The sequence below is a fragment of the Pleurocapsa minor HA4230-MV1 genome (assembly GCA_019359095.1).
GTDB lineage: Bacteria > Cyanobacteriota > Cyanobacteriia > Cyanobacteriales > Xenococcaceae > Waterburya > Waterburya minor.
Genome location: JAHHHZ010000013.1, coordinates 26,534 through 45,002, shown reverse-complemented (window position 1 = coordinate 45,002; position 18,469 = coordinate 26,534). Strand labels below are relative to the sequence as shown.

Annotated in this window: 23 protein-coding genes; 5 read left to right on the top strand and 18 right to left on the bottom strand. The window is 40.7% G+C overall.

Annotation, left to right across the window (positions count from 1 at the left end; translation table 11 throughout):
- The first annotated feature begins 62 nt into the window (after nucleotides 1-62).
- The 3 genes from KME09_04930 to hisA all read left to right on the top strand — a co-directional run bounded on the left by KME09_04930 (nucleotide 63) and on the right by hisA (nucleotide 2,669).
- Nucleotides 63-743, top strand: a complete 681-nt coding sequence (locus KME09_04930; GenBank protein ID MBW4533261.1) for an SDR family oxidoreductase — start codon at nucleotides 63-65, stop codon at nucleotides 741-743.
- Nucleotides 744-978: 235 nt separating this feature from the next.
- Nucleotides 979-1,866, top strand: coding sequence for a carbonic anhydrase (locus KME09_04925; protein ID MBW4533260.1), 888 nt, complete (start codon nucleotides 979-981; stop codon nucleotides 1,864-1,866).
- Nucleotides 1,867-1,898: 32 nt separating this feature from the next.
- Entirely contained in the window at nucleotides 1,899-2,669 is a 771-nt protein-coding gene (gene hisA / locus KME09_04920; GenBank protein ID MBW4533259.1) for a 1-(5-phosphoribosyl)-5-[(5-phosphoribosylamino)methylideneamino]imidazole-4-carboxamide isomerase, read from the top strand.
- Nucleotides 2,670-2,772: 103 nt separating this feature from the next.
- Here hisA and KME09_04915 read toward each other — a convergent pair whose 3' ends face one another.
- The 11 genes from KME09_04915 to KME09_04865 form a co-directional block, all read right to left on the bottom strand.
- Nucleotides 2,773-3,423, bottom strand: a complete 651-nt coding sequence (locus KME09_04915) for a ComF family protein (GenBank protein MBW4533258.1) — start codon at nucleotides 3,421-3,423, stop codon at nucleotides 2,773-2,775.
- Nucleotides 3,424-3,464: 41 nt separating this feature from the next.
- Complete coding sequence (locus KME09_04910; protein MBW4533257.1) at nucleotides 3,465-4,070, bottom strand: HEAT repeat domain-containing protein; 606 nt, start codon at nucleotides 4,068-4,070, stop codon at nucleotides 3,465-3,467.
- Nucleotides 4,071-4,226: 156 nt separating this feature from the next.
- On the bottom strand, nucleotides 4,227-4,721 hold the full coding sequence (locus tag KME09_04905; protein ID MBW4533256.1) for a bleomycin hydrolase: 495 nt from the start codon (nucleotides 4,719-4,721) through the stop codon (nucleotides 4,227-4,229).
- A 93-nt stretch (nucleotides 4,722-4,814) separates the two neighbouring features.
- On the bottom strand, nucleotides 4,815-5,369 hold the full coding sequence (locus KME09_04900) for a bleomycin hydrolase (GenBank protein MBW4533255.1): 555 nt from the start codon (nucleotides 5,367-5,369) through the stop codon (nucleotides 4,815-4,817).
- Between the two features lie 299 nt (nucleotides 5,370-5,668).
- Nucleotides 5,669-6,652, bottom strand: coding sequence for a FecR domain-containing protein (locus tag KME09_04895; protein ID MBW4533254.1), 984 nt, complete (start codon nucleotides 6,650-6,652; stop codon nucleotides 5,669-5,671).
- Between the two features lie 44 nt (nucleotides 6,653-6,696).
- Nucleotides 6,697-7,023, bottom strand: a complete 327-nt coding sequence (locus tag KME09_04890; GenBank protein ID MBW4533253.1) for a 4a-hydroxytetrahydrobiopterin dehydratase — start codon at nucleotides 7,021-7,023, stop codon at nucleotides 6,697-6,699.
- A 219-nt stretch (nucleotides 7,024-7,242) separates the two neighbouring features.
- Nucleotides 7,243-8,169: an acetyl-CoA carboxylase, carboxyltransferase subunit beta gene (gene accD, locus KME09_04885; protein MBW4533252.1), complete on the bottom strand. Its 927-nt coding sequence runs from the start codon at nucleotides 8,167-8,169 to the stop codon at nucleotides 7,243-7,245.
- Between the two features lie 44 nt (nucleotides 8,170-8,213).
- Nucleotides 8,214-8,426, bottom strand: coding sequence for a hypothetical protein (locus tag KME09_04880; GenBank protein ID MBW4533251.1), 213 nt, complete (start codon nucleotides 8,424-8,426; stop codon nucleotides 8,214-8,216).
- Nucleotides 8,427-8,567: 141 nt separating this feature from the next.
- Nucleotides 8,568-9,158 (bottom strand): TerD family protein, encoded by a 591-nt coding sequence (locus KME09_04875; protein MBW4533250.1) that lies wholly within the window; start codon nucleotides 9,156-9,158, stop codon nucleotides 8,568-8,570.
- A gap of 123 nt (nucleotides 9,159-9,281) precedes the next feature.
- Entirely contained in the window at nucleotides 9,282-9,857 is a 576-nt protein-coding gene (locus KME09_04870) for a TerD family protein (protein MBW4533249.1), read from the bottom strand.
- Nucleotides 9,858-10,087: 230 nt separating this feature from the next.
- On the bottom strand, nucleotides 10,088-10,663 hold the full coding sequence (locus KME09_04865; protein MBW4533248.1) for a TerD family protein: 576 nt from the start codon (nucleotides 10,661-10,663) through the stop codon (nucleotides 10,088-10,090).
- 211 nt (nucleotides 10,664-10,874) lie between these two features.
- Between KME09_04865 and KME09_04860 the strand changes: the two genes are divergently transcribed.
- Nucleotides 10,875-12,575 carry a hypothetical protein gene (locus tag KME09_04860; GenBank protein MBW4533247.1) on the top strand — a complete coding sequence of 567 codons (1,701 nt, stop codon included), beginning with the start codon at nucleotides 10,875-10,877 and terminating at the stop codon, nucleotides 12,573-12,575.
- Between the two features lie 30 nt (nucleotides 12,576-12,605).
- Here KME09_04860 and KME09_04855 read toward each other — a convergent pair whose 3' ends face one another.
- The 7 genes from KME09_04855 to KME09_04825 all read right to left on the bottom strand — a co-directional run bounded on the left by KME09_04855 (nucleotide 12,606) and on the right by KME09_04825 (nucleotide 16,626).
- Complete coding sequence (locus KME09_04855) at nucleotides 12,606-12,812, bottom strand: hypothetical protein (GenBank protein ID MBW4533246.1); 207 nt, start codon at nucleotides 12,810-12,812, stop codon at nucleotides 12,606-12,608.
- 4 nt (nucleotides 12,813-12,816) lie between these two features.
- Entirely contained in the window at nucleotides 12,817-13,194 is a 378-nt protein-coding gene (locus KME09_04850) for a GIY-YIG nuclease family protein (protein MBW4533245.1), read from the bottom strand.
- A gap of 36 nt (nucleotides 13,195-13,230) precedes the next feature.
- Nucleotides 13,231-13,794, bottom strand: coding sequence for a hypothetical protein (locus KME09_04845; protein ID MBW4533244.1), 564 nt, complete (start codon nucleotides 13,792-13,794; stop codon nucleotides 13,231-13,233).
- A gap of 118 nt (nucleotides 13,795-13,912) precedes the next feature.
- Entirely contained in the window at nucleotides 13,913-14,311 is a 399-nt protein-coding gene (locus KME09_04840) for a transcriptional regulator (GenBank protein ID MBW4533243.1), read from the bottom strand.
- 127 nt (nucleotides 14,312-14,438) lie between these two features.
- Complete coding sequence (locus tag KME09_04835; protein ID MBW4533242.1) at nucleotides 14,439-15,275, bottom strand: carbohydrate ABC transporter permease; 837 nt, start codon at nucleotides 15,273-15,275, stop codon at nucleotides 14,439-14,441.
- A 40-nt stretch (nucleotides 15,276-15,315) separates the two neighbouring features.
- Nucleotides 15,316-15,567 (bottom strand): TIGR03643 family protein, encoded by a 252-nt coding sequence (locus KME09_04830; GenBank protein MBW4533241.1) that lies wholly within the window; start codon nucleotides 15,565-15,567, stop codon nucleotides 15,316-15,318.
- Between the two features lie 186 nt (nucleotides 15,568-15,753).
- Nucleotides 15,754-16,626 carry a glycosyltransferase family 2 protein gene (locus KME09_04825; protein MBW4533240.1) on the bottom strand — a complete coding sequence of 291 codons (873 nt, stop codon included), beginning with the start codon at nucleotides 16,624-16,626 and terminating at the stop codon, nucleotides 15,754-15,756.
- Nucleotides 16,627-16,724: 98 nt separating this feature from the next.
- On the opposite strand from KME09_04825, the gene KME09_04820 reads away from it, so the two are divergent.
- Nucleotides 16,725-18,455, top strand: a complete 1,731-nt coding sequence (locus KME09_04820; protein ID MBW4533239.1) for a hypothetical protein — start codon at nucleotides 16,725-16,727, stop codon at nucleotides 18,453-18,455.
- Nucleotides 18,456-18,469: the final 14 nt, after the last annotated feature.

Here is an 18,469-nt window from a genome sequence, read left to right as displayed (position 1 = left end):
CAATCAATTCAATCAAGAAGTACCAGAAGTATTAAAACTATTGACAATTACAAAAGCTGGAAATGCAGTTAGAGAAAAAGCGAATCGTTGTTATAGGAGCTAGTCGAGGTATTGGTGCGGCTGTAACTCAACATTTTGTTCAAAAAGGTGATTATGTGGTTTCCGTCTCAAGAAGCCAGCCAGTCGCAGGAGAATGGATTCAAGCAGATATTTCCACTCCAGAAGGCATAAAATTAGTTGCCGATACTATTGGTGAATCTAAATTGGATGCCCTATTATTCATGGGGGGAGTTTGGGAAGACGGAGCATTTACAGAACAATACAACTTTATGCAAAGTTCCGATCGAGAAACTCGCTATGTGATAGCAGTAAATACTATTGCTCCCATCGAACTGACTAAACAGCTTACCAAAAATCTGATTAAATCCGACAACCCAAGAGCGATATTTATTGGCTCACTATCTGGGTTGGATAATTCAGCATCAATTGAGGTGGCTAACACAGCCTCAAAGTTTGGCTTGAGAGGAGCAGCGCAAGCATTAAAGTTAGCATTATTTGATTACAAAATAGGTATTACAGTTATTAACCCTGGTAATGTTGCTACAGAAGAAGTGGTGGCAGATATTGAGGAGGGCAGATTTTCGCAACAAGTTCCGATTCCTCTGGCGGATATAATTTCTGTGGTTGAATGGATTTTAACACTTTCAAAAACTGTAGATATCGGGGAGATTAATATGCGGTAGAAAAGTTAATTAATTTGCGTTTACAAGTATGTATCAATTCCCAGATTCTGAACTTTAAAAACAGCTTCATCCCCAGCCGATCGGTGAAAAAGAGTGCAACACATGATTTTAATATTCAAGTAAATTCTGCGATCGCCAAAATTAAAACTTGGATTTTGAAGTTAGATTTAATCTTTTGAGCTTTTATTAGATAATAGAACTTAAAGTTGACGATTTTTTGGCAAATAGGTAAAGAGTGAAAAAGCTAATTCGCGGACTAGATAAATTCAGGCAAACATATGTCAGTAGTCATCAAGAGCTATTAGAGCAGCTTGCTCATGGTCAAAAGCCGAGGGTGCTATTCATTGCCTGTTCAGACTCTAGGGTCGATCCCAACTTAATCACTAATACTGATATGGGAGAACTATTTGTCATTCGTAACGCAGGCAATATTATTCCTCCCTATGGTGCTGCCAATGGTGGGGAAGGTGGCACAATTGAGTATGCCATTAACGCCTTGGGTATCGAGCAGGTAGTTGTCTGCGGACATTCTAACTGTGGCGCGATGAAAGGGTTATTGAAGCTCAATAAACTGCAAAAAGATATGCCTCTGGTTTACGATTGGCTCAAACATGCCGAAGCAACTCGCCGTCTAGTGCTGGAAAACTATTCTAACTATAACGATGAAGATTTGATGGATATGTTGGTGGCAGAAAATGTCCTGATTCAGATCGATAATCTCAAAACCTATCCCATCGTCAGAACTAGACTACATCAAGGCAAACTCAAGATCTATGCCTGGGTTTACAACATCGAAACAGGAGAGGTATTAGCCTATGACGCTAAGACTCATACCTATGTCCCCCCTGAAGGACAACTATTAGAAGAAGAAGAGACTCCAGCCCGTCCCTTTTCCAATAGTCGCGATCGCGAGTCCCTCATCCCCATCAAAAAAGAATTAGAAGCCTTATTAAAAGCCAATCCTGAAACTCCTCAAGCAGCCGAAGCAGCAACGCGATCGCTGGTCTACCTATTTGATAAAGCTCGACGCTTGGGAATGAATAATATCGAACTACAAAACTATCATTCCTTATTCTCCGAGTCAGTACAACTTTGGGCAGAGCAAATGTATTCTCATGTTTAATAACAGTAATCAGTAATCAGTAACCAGTAATCATGCAAGTCATCCCAGCAATAGATTTACTAGACGGTAAATGTGTCCGTCTTTATCAAGGCGATTATAATCAGGCTTCAGTTTTCAACGATAATCCTGTAGAAGTTGCTCTTCAATGGGCAGCAGAAGGGGCAACCAGACTCCATGTAGTCGATTTAGACGGAGCAAAAGAAGGTAAATCAGTTAATTTATCAGTGATTGAGGCGATCGCCAAAGCGATCGATATTCCCGTCCAGGTTGGCGGTGGTTTACGCGATCGCGCAGGAGTTGATCGATTACTCAAAACAGGAGTTCAGCAAGCTATTTTGGGTACTGTAGCAGTCGAAAAACCAGAGCTAGTCACAGAATTATGTCAAGAGTTTCCCAATCAAATTGTGGTTGGCATTGATGCCCGTAACGGCATGGTAGCAACTAGGGGATGGTTAGAAACTTCTGAAGTCGCAGCCACAGATTTAGCCCAACGGATGGCTCAACAAGGGGCAGCAGCAATTATTTATACCGATATTCATCGTGATGGTACTTTATCGGGGCCTAACATGGATGCACTCAGGGAATTAGCGCAAGCAATTGAGATTCCCGTAATTGCCTCTGGTGGTGTAAGCTCCCTAACCGACTTATTGAGTCTTCTGAGCCTCGAACCAATAGGAGTTACAGGCGTAATTGTTGGTCGGGCAATCTATACGGGAGATGTGAGTCTTAAAGAAGCAGTCAGGGCAGTAGGTGAAGGACGTTGGCAGGATGTTCCCCCTGAGACAAATACTTTTATTGTTTAGAAATGAATGAGATAAAGCTGAAACTTTATTACCTATTACCCATTACCCATTACCCATTACCTTTGCTCAACTTTTAAATGTTGTATACCAACAGGATTTAGTATCATTTACCTGCTTTCGCTGCTACCGCCACACCAATAACCTCAATTTTATTCTGTTGCAATACTTTAATTGATTCTTTAACAGTAGTTCCTGTGGTGTAAATATCATCTAGCAGTAAAACAGGATATTTGGGCAGTTTCGCGCCTATTTGTAATGCACCCTGTAAATTTTTAGCTCTTGCTGCTAAGGTTTGCAGATTGAACATCGCTTCGGTTTCTTTAATCCGAATTAAAGCCTGAGTATTTAATTTATATCCTGTAATTTGACAAAAACTTTTCGCCATCACTTCTGCCTGATTAAAGCCACGCACCTTCTGCTTATTGCGGTGTAGCGGAATCGGCACGACAGTTACTTTGGACGGAAGTTTAATTGGTTTACTCTCTAGCCAAGCTTGTCCTAAAAGAGTTCCCAAGACACTACCAATTTCTGGTTTCCCTTGGTACTTCATCAAGGCGATCGCTCTTTTTAACTGTCCGTCATACCTACCCCAGGCAAATACAGCTTGAGTCCGATTGAGTTGAAGGCGATCGCTTTTTTTTAATTGATGACTAGAGAGTTTTTGCCAACAATATTCGCACAGGCTATTAGAAGTAGTGCGGTGACAAAATTCACAACGAGATTCGAGAAATACCGAGAGCAGTTGTTTAAACATACTCTTAGCTTTCCCTGAATTTTAAAAAAACTTTTGATTAATTAGCTTTTGTATTTAATCACCATCTCTAAACGAGATAGAGCGCTAGTTGCAGATTCTTGAAGATAGGGATCGGCAGATTGATTTTGACTCAGATGCCTTAAAACTTCTACTCCTCTTTCATCCCCCATCGAGCCTAAAGCATTAATGATCGACATTTGAACCACGATGTTGTCAGTGGTGTTTAAAGTCTCTACTAAAAGGTCAAATACTGGCGAGCCGATTTCACCCAATGTCATCACCGCAGGTATGTTAACTACAGGATTAGGATCGTTTAATGCTTGCTTTAATCCTTGGATACCTTCTTCGGGCATTGGTACATCTGGATGATTAACGGTGATTTGTGCTAGCACCTTAGCACAGCTAGAGCGTACTGTAGGGTTGTCGCTGTTTAGCAGTGCATCTACCACAGGAGGAACTACTTCCGCACCAATTACACCTAAAGTTTTTACTGCTGCTCTACGATAGGATACATCCTCTTGATCGAGAATGCTCATCAGACGAGGAATCGTGTTTTCATCTTTCGCCTCGGCTATTTCCCACATCGCTTTAAAGCGTAGGTTGGGATTGGGATGCTTCAGTTTTTCAAATAAAGCGTCAATAGTCATTAGTCATTACTTGATATTACATAAACAACAAGAGCTTTAAGACTGATACCAAAACCTCTTAAAGTCACAGCAACAGACCTAAAGCCCTCATTATTTAAACAGAAATATTTAATATTATCTGTCTATAAGAGAAAATTAAACTCTTAAACCAAACTCTTAAGAAAGAGAGTTGATTACGTAGTCTAATAGAGAATTATATTCAACTAATGCTTGAGAAGACATATCGCGAGGAGCGCAACCACGGTTACGAGCAAAAGTCAAAGCTTCTACGTAAGGAGCAGTAGGTAAGTTCAAAGAACGATATACTTCACGCTGTCCAGCAATACCCCACTCATCTAGAGGGCCAGTACCACCGACAACTAGACAGTAGTTTACTAAGCGCATGTAGTGCTTAACATCACGCAGACACTTGCTTTTGAAGGTGTCATTGGAGTTAGCTTCACCATCGTTGTTCAAGTAAGAATACTTTTTGATAGCAGCATCGTAAGCTTCTTGAGCAACTTGATCGATGTTACCAGCTAGTTTTTCAGCAGCTTCCATACGAGCAGCAGCACGTTGAAGACTACCTTGGACTGACTCTAAGTCAGAAGTAGTGGGAAAGCGTCCCGCCGCATCAGCAGCAGTAACAACTGTAGTTACAACAGATTTCATTGATTAATTATCTCCTGAATTGCTTGAAATTAAATTATGGTAAGTTTTCAATGCTCGTGCCAAAAGCTGACCACATTGAGACTAAACAAAAAACTAGCTAAGGGCAGAAATTACTCTGTCAAAGTAGCTTGCAGCTTCAGAAGTGATTGCAGAACAATCGCCATCTTTCATTTCCATTCTGCGGAATCTTTTGCCACCATTAGCTTCGGTGTTGGTGTTATTGATGTGAGCCAAGGAAGCTGCTTTCATGATACCAACAGCACGACCAGTAGATTGTAAAGGTACACCAAGAGCAGTGTAAGTTTCTTTCAATCCGTTCAAGCAACGATCTTCTAGTACGGAAGCATCACCAGATAATAGAGCGTAAGTGATGTAACGTAAAACGATTTCGCCATCGCGCAAACAAGCAGCCATGCGACGGTTAGGATAGCAGTTACCACCAGCTTGAATCAAGCCTTGGTTTTCACAAATCATACCCGCAACAGCATCAGACACAATACAACTAGCGTTACTAGCAATTGTGTTAACAGCGTCTAAACGTTTGTTTCCTTCAGAAATAAAGTTTTTTAGAGATTGTAGTTCGTCTCCGCCTATGCAAGCAGTCTTGCTATCTGCACTTACTACGGCTCTGGAAAAAGCGTCAAGCATTAAGCTCTCCTTAATTGTGACAACAAATTAATTTTTTATTTATTTGGATAGATGTATTGAATTCATCCATCGATCCTGAAGATAAAAGATTAAGCTGCTTCTAGTCTCCTTTATTAAAAACAAAGTAATAATCTGTAATGTTTAAGTAAATCCTGTTACAGTTTAATCAATGGTTATCTAGTAGCAATAGTAAATGTTAGGGTCAAAATCATCAATACCAGCAGTTTAGGCAAAATTAAACTAGCTTTACCCTACTTAATTTTTCTTAATCTTTAGATGATTAATTATTTGATTTTAAATTATTTACGCTTAATCTGATTGTCACAATATTTTCCTAACCAGTTTACTCCACCAAGCGATCGCAAAGGCAACACCACTGGATTTTGCTCGGCAATAGCTAAATTAGCCTTAATTTCTGAAGCATCAAGTCCGATTATTTGTAATAAAGGATCGAGGTTTTCTGTTTCCACTTGAACCTGACAAAGACCCTGAAGCCAGTTTAGTTGATTTTGCAATGGCGCGATCGCTTCAGCCTGGACTGCTCTGATCGTTTGCTGTACTGCTGGAGATTCTTTGGCTAGCAGTTTTTCCCTTGCTTCTGGGTCTAAACCTAAGCCTGCTGCAAGTTCCACCGTTTCATAAAACATTGGCAAAACAAAATGTTCGACAAGTCCCACAACTCCTTCGACAATTGTTACAAACTGACCTGCTTGTAAATAAATCGTCACCTCGCCATTGGTACTTTGTACTTTAACTAGACCCGCAGGACTATCTGTCAGAACCCCGACTAGAGATGAGCTATTCTTGGGGTTATGCTGCACAAATAAAGCCGTTCCTTGGGAAACTACTTTAGCTTCAGGGGTAGTAATCGTGCTTTGTCCTTGTTCGGGACGAATCATAATCAAGGCGGCACCACTGGTTAATTCAAAGCTGCGTTTACCAGGAGGGAAGCGAAAGATAGTGCCTGCACCTGTTCTGACCAAAGTTCCTTCATTAAATAGCAGATCTGCGCGAGAATTAGCACCAGTACGCACAGAATCTTGAGGCATAATTACGTCGCCAAGTTCGGCTTGACTCCAATCTAATTTTTGACCATAGTTGATGTCTACTTGATTACGCACTTTATAGATTTTGGCTTCTTTAACCACACTATCAGCCACAGCTGGAGTACTAACAAGAGTAGCTAGAAACCAGCTCAAAAGCAGCTTGTTTACCCAGTTAAAGTAAGGTTGATTGCGATCGCGAAGCTTGGACGGAGTCCAATCGCCAAAAAACTGCTGCATATATGGTGTTCAATTAGTGACAAATATCTTACACTCATTTTAGTTCACTTAGCAAGGTTGGAGATAGTCTTTGCCATAGCAAAATCTCGCTCCGTTAAGCCTCCTGCATCGTGAGAGGAGAGGGAAACCGTGACTTTATTGTAGGAAATAGCCAAATCAGGATGGTGTTTTGCTGCTTCGGCAGGCTCGACTAATCGATCGACAAAAGCGATCGCTTCAACAAAGTTTTTAAACTCAAAAGTACGGGTAATTGTTTGTTTTGACTGTTGCCATTGAGGTATGGTTTTAATCTTTTGGTCAATTTCAGTTTGAGTTAAAGGCGTAGCATTGGCGGTTGCTGATGCTGGAAATAAGCCAAGATTAGCCACCATAATTAAAGGCATGAAGATGAATAGTTGCTTTGGCAAAAAAAGTTGCATCGAGATCAAAGGATATTTAATCGTAGGACAATTGATACTTACACCATTTCTCCTTGAAGCTGCACTTAATATTCTAAGTTTAAATCTCGCGCTAAGACGCTAAGACACAAAGGGGTTAAATTTAATTTAGTGCATTGTTATAGAGAATTGGTATTACACTCTTGACTGCAATCAAACAGTCTTTGTTACTTCCGAATAATGACCGTTTTTTTCTTCAATGGGAGACATTAATGAATAAAAGGGCTGATGCAGACTAATTAATTGCGCCAAAGTTTTCTTCAAATTAGTGCGAGGCACAATCGAATCGACAAAACCATGCTCTAAAAGATATTCAGAGGTTTGAAAGCCATCGGGTAGTTTTTCCCTCAGAGTTTGCTCAATGACTCGTCTGCCAGCAAAACCAATAGTTGCCTTAGGTTCGGCAATAATCACGTCTCCTAGCATGGCAAAACTAGCGGTTACTCCACCCATAGTCGGATGAGTCAGCACGGGAATATAGAGTAGTTTGGCGGTTTGATGACGGTGCAAAGCCCCCGAAATTTTAGCCATTTGCATCAGGCTAAATAAACCTTCTTGCATCCTCGCCCCACCAGAAGAACAGACAACTACTACGGGAAACTGTTCTTCTGTCGCGTGTTCAATTAAACGACAAAGCTTTTCGCCGACGACCGATCCCATACTGCCACCCATAAAACTGAAGTCCATGACTCCTAGGGCTAAGGGTAAACCATCAATCAAACCTGTTCCAGTTTGTACCGCATCAGTCAAACCAGTTTTGGTCTGATAGTCGAGTAATCTAGCCGAATAATCTTTGCGATCGCGAAATTTAAGCGGATCTATCGGTTGAATATTTTCATCCAGCGGCATCCAGGTATTAGCATCAATTAGCTGCTTAATCCTTTCACTGCTTCCTACCGCATTATGATAATCGCATTCAGGACAGACTAGCTGATTAGCCTCAAGATCTTTAGTGTAGGCTACCGAACTACAGGAGTTACACTTAGTCCATAATCCATCGGCAATTTCTCGTTCCTGTTGCTTTGGCAAAGGAGCTTCAGTTTTTCTAATATTGGCGAACCAATCAAATAAAGAAGACATAAATTTAGGTTTTTATAGTGTTTTTATAGTGTTTTTATAGTATTTTAATCTTGACTATCTTCAGCAGGACTGAGAAGCAAAAGGGCTGTCCATCGATCTTTAGTTCTGACCTGGAGTGCTGCCTGGCTGCCATCTCCACAATAAATTCCTGCACCAATATTAAGCACGCGACAAGGAATATCGTAGGCGTTTAATATTTGCTGCATTAAGTCAGCTTCCCAGCGAGCTTTAGTCGTTTTTAGGGTAATCCAAGACACTGAATTTTTACGGTATTTCTATTTATCATGTAGATTAATCGCTTTAGCTAAATAGCTTTATAATCTTACTCTTATTCTAAAATTTTCTGGGTCAATTAAAACAAGCATCAAAGAGCTAACACTCAAAGCTAGTTAATTAATTTAAGTATAAATTTTGGCGATATCTGCCAGGGTAGCAATCTTAAATCCGTTACCAACAGCTGCCATTTTCCATTCATCATTGTGGCGGTAAACTTCAGCTAGAATCATCCCCGTCATCCCTTGATATTCTGCACCAGAGAGATTATAGCGAGCCAATTCCTTATTGCTATTGCGATTTACTAGACGGACAAAGGCATTTTCGACCATGCCAAAATCTTGACGACGCTCATTGCATTTATAGATATTAATGGCAAAAAGCAAATAAACAATGCTGGGAGGAATTAACGGCAGATCGATGTTAATAATTTCGTCATCTCCTTCTCCTGCACCTGTTAGGTTATCTCCTTGGTGAGCGATCGCCCCAGAACTATGTCTTAAATTACCAAAATAAATTATATTTTTAACATCGAGTAATTTTTTATCAGCATTTAAACAGAGAACTGAAGAATCAAGATCGAACTGTTTATTACCACCGAAAAATCCCCCAGACTTGGGCGCAACGTCCCAACCCAAACCACACATAATTTGCTGCAAACTGGGATCTTCTTTGGTGAGGGAAATACGCTGTCCTTTCTTTAAATTGATTGCCATGATTTTAATTACTGGTTACTGATTACTAATTACTGCTCATTGCTCATTGTGACGTGCGACGCGAAGCTAGTCCTTTAGGGCATATCCTTTAGGACTCATTGCTCATTGCTCATTGCTCACTGTTCATTGATAACGGTCTAATAATGCCTGTAATCCACCTTGGTAGCCTGCGCCAACGGCATTAACTCGCCATTCTCCATCCTTACGATAGAGTTCCGCCATAATCAAAGCCGTTTCGATGGAAAAATCTTCTGTCAGGTCATACCTGACTACTTCCTGTTTATCTTGAGCGTTAACTACCCGCACAAAAGCATTCTGCACCTGTCCAAAATTTTGCTGACGTTGTTCCGCTTCATGGATAGTTACCACCATAGAAATCCTCTGTACGTCTGGAGGCACTTGCTTAAGATTGACTTTAATTACCTCGTCGTCTCCTTCTCCTGCGCCAGTGCGATTATCCCCCAAATGCTCGACGGATTTATCAGGATCGGGACTAGCAAGATTGTTATAAAAAATAAAGTGATTGTCAGAGATCAATTTCTCGTTACTATCTAACAAAAATACAGAAGCATCAATATCAATATCTTGCCCCGTATCGGTAATATTAGTATCCCAACCCAACCCCACAAAAACTTCGCTAATTCCTGGTGCGACTTTCTCTAGAGAAATGCGCTGTCCCTTACTCAGATTAACTGCCATGATTACTGATTACTGATTACTGATTACTAATTACTGATTGCTGATCGAATGGTGGGCATTATCAAAGAGCGATCGCTCTTTATGATTATTTGCGATGCACTAAAGCATTTGCCCTAAAGGATTCCCTCTGGTCACGAAGCTTATGCTAAAGCACTAGCTACGCGTCGTCCTTTAGGACTAGCTTCGCGTCGCCCACCCTACACTGCTGCTTGAATCAAAGGCTTACAGCTTTACTGATATCGTTCTACCAAAGCCTGTAGTCCGCCTTCATAACCCGCGCCGACAGCATTCATGCGCCATTCACCATCCTTGCGATAAAGTTCTGCCATAATCAGCGCAGTCTCTACCGAAAAGTCTTCTGTTAGGTCATAGCGAATGATTTCTTGTTCATTTTGGCAGTTGACAATTCTGACGAAAGCATTACTCACCTGACCAAAATTCTGGTGGCGCTTCTCCGCCTCATGAATGGTAACGGTAAGAGCCATTTTCACCACTTCTGGAGGTATGGTTTTAAGATTAACATCAACGATTTCGTCGTCTCCTTCTCCTGCGCCAGTGCGATTGTCCCCCCGTTGCTGAATTGATTGTGCGGGATCTGGACTTTTGGGATTATTGTAAAAAATAAAATGCTGGTCAGAAATTAACTTATCTTTACTGTCCAAAAGAAAAATTGACGCATCAATATCAAAATCTCCTCCAGTATCGGTAACATTAATATCCCAGCCTAAGCCGATAAAAATCTCTACTAGTCCTGGGGCTACTTTCTCGAGGGAAATTCTTTCCCCTTTGCTCAAATTGATGGTCATTATTAGTTGTCCTAAACTTATTACTCGGTTAAAAACTCGATCTAGGTCTTAAATGTTTATTTTAATAAATTTTAGAATAGTCGTTTTATGACCCAGGGATTTTGTAATGATGAATACGGAATTGTCGTTCTAATTCGTCATTTGAGCCAAAGACTGTTAATATTTGTAGCGCCTGACATGACCGATATAATTGAGAATATTTGACCTGCAATTGAAATTTAGCAACCAATTTAGCAATCAGCAAAAACACTCTACTGTCATTAGCCTGTTATTACTCCTTGTCTGGGTTGGTTTAGGCTTGGCTATCCGCCTGTTTAACTTAGAGCTAAAACCTCCTGCCTCAATTGAAATTGCCACGATTGGCTATAGTTTGGGTCATGGTTTTAAGCAGATTCCCCTCGATCGAGTTATCGATCTTGATACTTTATTAGCCCCCCTACGTTTAGATACGGCAATTGGCTATCCAGAGGTGTTTAGACGATTAGTGGAAGAAAGTACTCATCCACCCCTGTATTTTTGGTTAACTCGTTGGTGGGCAGATTTTTGGCTCAAAGACGGGGATCTAGTCTCATTACAGGTTGCGCGATCGCTGAGTGCGGTTTTTGGGACGTTGGCAATTCCTGGTATTTTTGCCTTGGGTTGGATGGCTTTTCGCTCTCGTTTGGTGGCTCATTTGGCAGCGATGCTGATGGCGTTTTCTCCCTATGGTGTTTATCTGGCACAAGAAGCACGACACTATACTCTAACTGTGCTGTGGGTGATAGCATCTCTTGCCTGTTTAGTGGAAAGTATCAGGCTAATTCGTCAGCAAAGAAGTTTGCCACTGTGGCTGAGTTTAGTTTGGATTGTAGTTAATGGTTTGGGCATTGCCACCCATTATTTCTTTGTCTTGGCTTTGGGGGCCCAAGCGATCGCCGTAGTGTTTTTTTGGTTAGTTATTCGAGATCCCCAACCTGTGAGATATTTGCGGGGCTTGAGTTTGGCGGGTGTAGGAACTTTGGCGACTGCTTTGGTCTGGTTACCCATGGCGAGAAGCGTTGCGGGCAATGAGATGACCACCTGGATTGCTACTAGTTATGAACTTGGTGATGTTTTCCTGCCAATTCCTCGCCTGCTAGTCTGGATGATTACCATGGTGATGCTTTTGCCCATCGAAGGGGTGTCTAAGGTGGTGGTAATTGGCTCTGGGGTGATTGTCTTGGGGGTTTTGATTTGGGCGATGCCGATTCTGGTGAGACAGTGGCGTAGAGCGATCGCTAATTCTCCTACTCGCTTGCCGATGATTATCTTGACAGGTTATTTAGTCGGCTCATTAATCATGTTTTTAGGGTTGATTTATGGTCTGGGGAAAGATGCTTCTTTGGCAGCGCGTTATCATTTTGGCTATTTTCCCGCCTGGATTTTGCTCGTTGCGGTAGCTTTAGCTAATTGTCGGTTAAACACCACTTTCAATACTATTACCCAGAACAAGGTAGTAACTGTCATTCTAATTATGGGATTATTAGGCTCATTAACGGTTGTAAACGACTTCGGCTTTAAAAAATCTCTCCATTCAGATGCCTTAGCAACCTATATTCAACAAACTTCCAACGGCCCGATTTTAGTCGCCATAACTCACCAAACTCATTCCGAAATTCGCGAATTGGTAGCTTTAGCTTATTCCTTTAAACGTTTAGAGTTACCTCAGTCTGCCACACCTCAATTTATGTTAGTTAGCGATAATCAGTATGGTCAAGATCAGTTCGCGTCTGTGGTGAATCGCTTGATGGCAAATCAACCCCAGCCATTAAATCTTGTTGGCGTAAATTTAGACCTAGAAGATGATATTTTGCCCCAACTAGGCTGTAATCAAGACGAAACTAAAAATTTAGCTGATAGTGGCTATCGCGATCGCTTTTATCTTTGCAACTAAATCATCTTATTTTTCAAGTTCTTTGAAAGCTTACTGTCCACGTCCTGGTTTACAATCGACAAAACCTAAAGCTTCTGTGTCAAGAAAACTAGCGATCGCCATTTCCACAACTGCTTCGATCGGGTATTCAATTTCAGCAGCCCGATCGATTAGAGCAGTGCGAATCCGTTCAGGCAATCGCAGTAGAATAACTTCAGCATCGGAGCGGGATAGTTGTTCGTGAAGTTGGCTTTGCATAATTTCACATCTGGGCTGGAATTTGAACGTTGTAAGGTGGCTCAGTTGCTCTGAGAATTATAGCTTCTAGTTCCAATAGTAGCGTGGGATTTTCCCAGTGTGCAATAAGTTCTACTGCAATCCGCACGTCTTCGTCATTATATTTATCGAGCCACGCCCACAAAAAAGCTTTATGGCCACCACTGAAACGTCCTCGCAAACTTTTAGTCTTACCAATGTAGAGTAGTCCATCAATCTTATGTCTGACTGCGTAGATACCAGGGCGAGGAGGGATATTCTTAAACCCACGGCTCAGCGGTTGGCATTGCTCAAAGGGCTTAAAAGCGATCTCATCCAGAATTCTTCTTGCTTGGGCTTGCAGTTCAGAATCATTTGTCGACATGAAAACGAATACACTACTTGAATTATTGAGTGTTGGCTATTGTATCATCAACTTCTTCAAATTCATGCTTGCGCCATAACGAATTTGAGGGTCAGGATCTTGAGTAAATTGTTCAAGGATCGCTTCTCTATTACGAAACTTATTTCGCATATTGGCAATTGCTTTCATTGCAGCTTGTCGATTGTCACGATCCGTACTTTTGCATTCCAGCATTAATCTTTTTCGTGCTGCCTTTGGAGGAAGATTCACCACAAGGGGATACAGCAATTCATGTTTTGTAAGTACACCAGAAACTGAGAAGTACATATCTAGAATCCAGTCAACATCACATTCATCAATACATTCTGACAATGCTTTGACTGCCACGCTCCTTACTGCCCAACCATTTTTACGCTGTTGACATTGAATAAGCCATGCACGAAGAGCATCAACGGATTCTCTTCCTCCCCAAATTGCAAGAACTTTAGCTGCTACCACTTGCACCCCTTCCCACTTTGACTCCAGTGCTGTCATAATCTCTTTTCTAGCCTCTGGAGTCGCTGATCTTGAGCCAAAATCTTTTAAGCGATTAGTAATTTGTTGTAGGTCGGATTCCATCACAATTGTTCTTTAAAAACTGATTAAATTAGGTCGGCGATGTTATGAGTCTTCATCGGATTAGACATAGTTCTATTGGAGATGTCAGGGTGAAGTGATTAATATATTTAGATGATTTGGTTTAAGCGATCGCTTTTAAGCTTTCTTCTTCAGGTAAAAACACAGCAGGAGATAGATTAAAAAATCGCCCTAATTCTTGAATATGACGAAGTGTCAATTGTCGTTTACCATTTAAGATATCAGAGACAATAGATTCTGTTTTAAATATAGGTATTAGGTCTTTTTGGCGTAACTGTCTTTCGGCAATCAAAACTTTCAATAGTTCGATACCATAAATATCGGGAATAGGTTCACCTTTTTGTTCGTAGTCATAAACCAATGTTCCTAATACGTTAAGATAATCTAATTCTTCAGGACTTAATAAAGGGCGATCGAGTAACTTATCAATAACCGCTTGTGTTGCTTCTAACTCCTCTTCATTATTAATAGTACGAGGTGGAAATTGCTGTAGTAATTGAATATATTAATCGGTCATAGCAGCAGAAGTTTTTGATAATAAAAACTAGAAGAGAATAAGCACGAAAATAACTATTCATCTCAAACTTTAAATTCTGATAAAACTGAAATCTAATTGAATAATTGCTTCTTTACCCCTTTACTCCACTCCCCACATCCGTAGGCACAATATACTTTTGCAGGAATAAAAATAATAATAAAATTGGGGCGATGGAAATAACTGAACCTGCTGCTACTAGTCTCCAGTCTAAAGAAAAAGAATCGGCTAAATTAGCTACCGCTAAGGGTAGGGTGTAGTAATCAGGATCGTCCAGCACGATTAATGGCCACAAGAAATCGCTCCAAGAACCAATAAAAACAAAGATTGCTAAGGTAAATAAAGCTGGGCGAATGGCAGGTAGCATAATATTCCACCAAATACCCAACTCAGAGCAACCATCAATGCGGGCAGCCTCTTCTAATTCTAGGGGAACAGCTTTTAATGCCTGTCGCAGCAAAAAAATACCAAATGCCGAAGTCAGATTGGGCAAGACAATGCCTAAATAAGTATTCCTCAAGCCCAAATTAACCGCCAAAATATAGAGCGGAATCATCACAATTTGAAAAGGAATCATAATTGTTGCCAAGACTAGAGCAAAAATAAACTCCCGTCCTTTAAAATCCAAACGAGCCAAAGGATAGGCAGCCAAAGAGCATAACAGCAAATTAAAGCCCACTGCCAAAAAAGCCACGAGCGCACTATTGTACAGATAGAAAGCAAAAGGATAAGTCTCCCAAACCGTCGCAAAATTAGCCCAAGTAGGCTGACTGGGAAATATCTGAGGAGGGAAAGCAAAAATATCTTCTGTGGGGGATTTAAACGCTGTCCCAATCAACCACAACAGCGGAAACAACATCAAAAAGGCGATCGCGCATAGCAATAAATATGTTCCAATCACCTTAACTGCCGACTTCTGCCTAATTGCCATTACTCACACCTGAAATAAAGCCCAGTTTAACTCCTAACTTCTACTTCTGTTCTTTACAGCGGAATCTACCTGCCACAAAATCTCTTTTTGCCAGATGTTTGGTTTTGCGTCCTGTAACTCGTTTGCGCCACATTTTAAAGCTAGAGGGTTTCATCTCCTGGCGCATTAAAGCAATGACTTCTTTTTCTTTTAAACCAAACTGAGTTTCAATGGCAGCAAAAGGCGTACGATCCTCCCAAGCCATCTCTACCACACGGTCGATAGTTTTAACATCTAATTCTGGTAATTTCATTAAGCTTTAAAAAAAATGAGAAATTTATACTTACAGATCATGTTAGCTATTACTTTAATTATTTAGTGCTTTGTCAATTAATTAATAATGGGTGAGAAAGCTTGGAGTAACGAGTAACGAGTAACAAGTAACGCTACCTACTACCTAAAACCTACTACCTACTACCTAAAACCTACTACCTAAAACCTAAAACCTACTACTACGGCGGTCGATCATATCTGCTAGTAAGGCAAACATCCCAACTTGGATCGCAGCGACGAATAAGATGAGAGTGGACTCGGTTAAATCTTGTCTAATGAATAAATCTTGAAACAGGGTAACGAGAAAAGCAGTAAAAAACAGTCCCGCGACGGGTAAAAAGATTCTTAAGGGAGCAAAATAAACACCCATACGCAGAATTAACTGGACAAAACGTAGGGTATCTTGAATCGGTTTAATTTTACTCTTACCTACCCGATGGAAATAATCAATAGGCTCATAATGAACAATATAATTATTAGTCAACATGGCGATGGTGATAGTAGTGGTAAAGCTAAAAGTGTTGGGCAAAACGGGAATAAATTTAACCAAAACATCACGCTGAAAAACCCGCAAGCCACTGTTTAAATCGGGAATCTTAGTTTTTGTGACCCACTGAGCAAAACGGACTAAAAACCACTTGGGAATTTTACGCAGATTGGAATAGGTAACGTTTTTACCAGTCCTTGAACCCACCACCATATCCGCTCTTGATGCTAGGGTTAATAAATCGGGGATGCGTTCATTCGGATAAGTACCATCAGCGTCGGTAATAACTATCAGAGGATACTGAGCCTGTCTGATACCAGTCTTAAGAGCAGCACCATAGCCACGGTTACGGTTATGTTCAATTAAAGTAATTCCATTAACAGAAGAGAGTACCTTAGAAGTAGCATCCGTCGAACCATCATTCACCACAATGATTTCGTATTGATATAACTGCAATATATGATGAAGATCCTCTACCGTAGCTGCAATCATTTCTTCTTCGTTGTATACGGGAATAACCAGGGAAAAAGTTGGTAACAATTCTTGTGGCATCAGGATGTTTAAGCAGTAGCTAGTAAATAGGGAGCAATCTGTGAAAACCGAAGGAGAAAAGGGTTACTATATTCGACGTTAAACTTACTTATCTTAAAATGTCGATCGCCAAAATAGCTAAATTTCTGTTAGCAACTGAAACTAAACTATACACAAAACGCTCTCTATCCTGGCTCAGTTTAGGTCTATTCTTTACGGTGATTTATGCTTTGCTGGCATTACAACAAGCTTTTGCGAGTGACTATGTTGTTCAAGATGATGCTCGTCAGCATATTTTTTGGATGAGTCGTTTTATCGATCCCGAACTATTTAACCACGATCTGATTGCGGATTATTACGAATCGGTTTCTCCTTGGGGAGTGAAAACTCTCTATCAGGGGGTGGCGATGTTGGGGATCGAGCCTCAGCTTTTTAATAAGTTTTTGCCAGGGATACTCGCTTTAATCATTACGGTGTTTAGCTTTGCTGTGAGTCTAGAACTCTTGCCCATTCCCTTTGGGGCATTTATGACTACTCTACTATTTAATCAGAATGTTTGGGCCGCGCAAGGAACAATTTCAGGCACAGCAAAAGATTTTGTGTATCCGCTATTTTTTATTTTTCTTTATTTTTGGTTAAAGCGATCGCTTTGGGGAGTATGCTTTACTCTTTTTTTAGGGTCTATATTTTATCCTCCGATGATCTTGATTTTTGCGGGGGCGTTATTTTGGCAATTATGGCAATTTAAAGGATTTATTCCCCGTCTAGTTGAATATCGGCAAGTTTATCTTTTTAGTGGCATCAGTTTAGCTGTAGCTTTTATATTACTTGTACCCTACGTCTTGGCTTCTAGTGAATATGGCCCTACGGTTACTCTAGAGCAAGCGAGAAACATTCCTCAGTTTGCAGCAGGTGGCAGGACTTCTTTTTTCACTGATAATTTTTGGGAATATTGGTTTATTAATATTCGCTCAGGATTAACCCTCCAAGAACTATTCGTCCCAGATTTAGTCATCGCGGGATTGTTTTTACCTTTATTATTTAAGTTTCCACAACGCTTTCCTTTGCTCGAAAAAATTAATCCGAAAATTTCTTATCTCAAGGATTTACTAATTCCTTCCTTTGGCTGGTTTTTCCTAGCTCATGCAGTGTTATTTAAGCTGTATCTACCCAGTCGTTATGTGGCGCGTAGTTTGCGAGTTGCGATTATCCTGGCTGCTGGGATAACCCTAATGGTACTTTTGGAAGCAGTTTTAAGTTGGGCAATCGATCGACCTACTAGTCAAGCCAAAGCGATCGCAGCTCAATCTGCCACGGCGCTATTAATTATCCTTTTGGTTGGCAATCCCTTCAGTGAAAAAAAATTGCTTTATGTTACTGGCACATATCCTGAACTATATGAATTTATTAAAGAGCAACCCAAAGACACTTTAATCGCTTCTTTAACCGATGAGGCGGATAATATTGCTAGCTTTAGCGATCGCTCGGTCTTATCTAGTCGAGAACACGCTATCCCCTATCATATGGGTTATTTCCAACCCTTACGGCAGCGTCTTTTTGATTTAATTGAGGCACAATACACTCCCGATCTGGCACTAGCTCAAGATTTCCTTAAACGTTATGGGGTCGATCTATGGTTAATTGACAAGTCTAGTTTTAGCGTCTCCTACCTAGCGGATAATCGCTGGCTAACGGATCAGCAGCCTGCTACCCAAGCAGCAATCAAACAATTAGAACAGGGAACTGTACCAGCGATCGCACTCTTACAAGATACCTGTACCGTCTTCCAGGATGCTAAACATGCTGTCCTTAAGAGTGCCTGTATTCTTCAACAAGAGTCAAACAACTAAATGATTTACAATTT

Excerpts from the sequence above, each read along its gene's own strand:
- KME09_04875 (MBW4533250.1), bottom strand. The coding sequence starts at position 9,158 with ATGGCAATCAATTTAAAGAAAGGACAGCGTATTTCCCTCACCAAAGAA.
- KME09_04905 (MBW4533256.1), bottom strand. The coding sequence starts at position 4,721 with ATGAAATCTGTTGTAACTACAGTTGTTACTGCTGCTGATGCGGCGGGA.
- KME09_04850 (MBW4533245.1), bottom strand. The coding sequence starts at position 13,194 with ATGTCGACAAATGATTCTGAACTGCAAGCCCAAGCAAGAAGAATTCTG.
- KME09_04915 (MBW4533258.1), bottom strand. The coding sequence starts at position 3,423 with ATGTTTAAACAACTGCTCTCGGTATTTCTCGAATCTCGTTGTGAATTT.
- KME09_04870 (MBW4533249.1), bottom strand. The coding sequence starts at position 9,857 with ATGGCAGTTAATCTGAGTAAGGGACAGCGCATTTCTCTAGAGAAAGTC.
- hisA (MBW4533259.1), top strand. The coding sequence starts at position 1,899 with ATGCAAGTCATCCCAGCAATAGATTTACTAGACGGTAAATGTGTCCGT.
- KME09_04855 (MBW4533246.1), bottom strand. The coding sequence starts at position 12,812 with ATGCAAAGCCAACTTCACGAACAACTATCCCGCTCCGATGCTGAAGTT.
- KME09_04930 (MBW4533261.1), top strand. The coding sequence starts at position 63 with ATGCAGTTAGAGAAAAAGCGAATCGTTGTTATAGGAGCTAGTCGAGGT.
- accD (MBW4533252.1), bottom strand. The coding sequence starts at position 8,169 with ATGTCTTCTTTATTTGATTGGTTCGCCAATATTAGAAAAACTGAAGCT.
- KME09_04910 (MBW4533257.1), bottom strand. The coding sequence starts at position 4,070 with ATGACTATTGACGCTTTATTTGAAAAACTGAAGCATCCCAATCCCAAC.
- KME09_04820 (MBW4533239.1), top strand. The coding sequence starts at position 16,725 with ATGTCGATCGCCAAAATAGCTAAATTTCTGTTAGCAACTGAAACTAAA.
- KME09_04900 (MBW4533255.1), bottom strand. The coding sequence starts at position 5,369 with ATGCTTGACGCTTTTTCCAGAGCCGTAGTAAGTGCAGATAGCAAGACT.
- KME09_04890 (MBW4533253.1), bottom strand. The coding sequence starts at position 7,023 with ATGGTGGCTAATCTTGGCTTATTTCCAGCATCAGCAACCGCCAATGCT.
- KME09_04895 (MBW4533254.1), bottom strand. The coding sequence starts at position 6,652 with ATGCAGCAGTTTTTTGGCGATTGGACTCCGTCCAAGCTTCGCGATCGC.
- KME09_04825 (MBW4533240.1), bottom strand. The coding sequence starts at position 16,626 with ATGCCACAAGAATTGTTACCAACTTTTTCCCTGGTTATTCCCGTATAC.
- KME09_04835 (MBW4533242.1), bottom strand. The coding sequence starts at position 15,275 with ATGGCAATTAGGCAGAAGTCGGCAGTTAAGGTGATTGGAACATATTTA.
- KME09_04830 (MBW4533241.1), bottom strand. The coding sequence starts at position 15,567 with ATGAAATTACCAGAATTAGATGTTAAAACTATCGACCGTGTGGTAGAG.
- KME09_04865 (MBW4533248.1), bottom strand. The coding sequence starts at position 10,663 with ATGACCATCAATTTGAGCAAAGGGGAAAGAATTTCCCTCGAGAAAGTA.